The sequence below is a fragment of the Collinsella sp. AF33-16 genome, from assembly GCF_003475325.1.
Taxonomy (GTDB): domain Bacteria; phylum Actinomycetota; class Coriobacteriia; order Coriobacteriales; family Coriobacteriaceae; genus Collinsella.
The window spans coordinates 1-1,894 of record NZ_QRQC01000044.1 but is presented as its reverse complement, the minus strand read 5'-3'; the positions used below and the strand labels follow the sequence as shown (position 1 = coordinate 1,894).

1 protein-coding gene is annotated in these 1,894 nt (G+C 54.9%); it reads left to right on the top strand.

Annotated elements, in window-relative coordinates; genetic code table 11:
• Positions 1 to 175 precede the first annotated feature (175 nt).
• Positions 176 to 1,300, top strand: a complete 1,125-nt coding sequence (locus DWZ52_RS09770) for an aminotransferase (protein ID WP_118385434.1) — start codon at positions 176 to 178, stop codon at positions 1,298 to 1,300.
• The last annotated feature ends 594 nt before the right edge of the window (positions 1,301 to 1,894 follow it).

Sequence of the window (1,894 nt, the reverse complement as noted above, 5' to 3'; positions counted from 1 at the left end):
GCGCTGCATGAGCATGCCCTTCTGGCGCGAGGACCTCTAAGGTTTTCAAAGACCCGTACAGGTCTTAATACAAACATCTAGCTGCCATTAGATGTCTCCCAATGGGACGGTGCGGTTCTTTCGCACCGTCCCATTCATGTTTATTGACGCTAAATTAAGATCAGATAAGGTGGCCATGGATATCAAGACAATTGGCGTTGAGGAATGGCTCAACGTTTGGGAGAAGAGTGCTACCTGGGATATCGCTCAGTCGACGATCTCGTCGCTGACCATGGGTGAGCTTCGCGCACTTGACGAGCAGGACGGTGCTACGTTCTGCGACCGCCTGGATCGCGAGAAGATGAATTACGGCTGGATCGAGGGCTCGCCGGAGTTTAAGGCCGAAGTCGCCAAGCTGTATCGTCGCGAGGTCAATCCCGATCACATCCTGCAGACCAACGGCTGCACGGGTGCGAACCTCAATGCCATCATGGCCGTGGTCGAGCCCGGCGACCATGTGATTGCCGAGTGGCCCACCTATGCGCCGCTCTACGAGATTCCGCGCACGCTGGGTGCCGAGGTCGAGTACTGGGAGCTTCGCGAGGAGCTCGGCTGGAAGCCCGATATCGAACAGCTCAAGCACCTGGTTCGGTCCTCCACCAAGCTCATCTGCATCAACAACGCATCGAACCCCATCGGTACCGTGCTCGATGCCGATGCGCTCGGCCAGATTGCCGAGATCGCCCGCTCGGTGGGTGCCTATGTGCTGTGCGACGAGGTGTACCTGCCGCTTGAGAACACCGAGGCCTTTATGTCGATGGCCGACGTGTACGAGAAGGCCATCGTCACCAACTCGGTGTCCAAGACCTATTCGACGCCTGCGGCTCGCGTGGGCTGGGTCGTGGCCGACGAAGAGGTCTCCAACCGCATCCGCACCTATCGTGACTACACCATGATCTGCGGCGGCGTGTTCAACGACGCCCTGGCGACCTACGTGCTCGAGCACAAGGATAAGATCCTTGAGCGCAACCGTAAGATCGTGTTTGGCAACCGTGATATCGCTCAGGCATGGATCGATACGCAGAGCCGCGTCTCTTGGACGGCGCCGCAGGGCGTATCCACCTCGTTTATCCAGCTGGATATTCCCGAGGACGATGAGGAGTTCTGCAAGCGCCTGTTGGCCGAGAGGGGAGTGCTGCTGGTTCCCGGCAGCCGCTTTGAGCTTCCCTGCGGCGCGCGTCTGGGCTACTGCGCGAGTGAAGACGTTCTTCGCGAGGGCCTGAGGCTTCTGGGCGAGGCACTGGCCGAGTTCGATCGGTAGCCCCTTGAGGCTTTCGAGGGCCTAATCCTTACTGGGCCCTCGATGTACCGAATGCAGACCCGCTCCCTTTGGGGCGGGTCTGTTTGTCTTTATCGCCGAAAAAGTCAAGTTGTTACAAATAGAGACGCAAAACAGACGGGGTATCCGAGGGGCCGTATACTGAGCTTCCGGTGAACGGTATCCAACGTCTGGTAAACGGTAGCCTGGTTGCTAAAAATGAATAGGACGATCTTTTTTCTGAATAAAAATCAAAATGGTTGAGACATAGCAAGAATTGCGAATTCTATTCATACCTTTGCGTGAAATATGCAAATTGAGGGTGGTTTAAGAAAGATTAGTTCCAATTGATTTTCCGGTTAAAAAAGCGTTTAAGCACGTAGATACACTTTATTAAGTCAAAGTGTACCATGCGTGAAGTATATGTGTATGCCGTTCACCCCTCATAAAAAACCGTTCGGGGGCAAGGTGGAAGTATGGGCTGATTTTGGATATAAATATGTCGTCAGCAATAACGCCTCACACGGAGGGGCGCTAACGAATCGGCCCTGACAAGGGCCCGAAAGAAAGGTAGGAGGCCATGACGAAAGGTCTGCA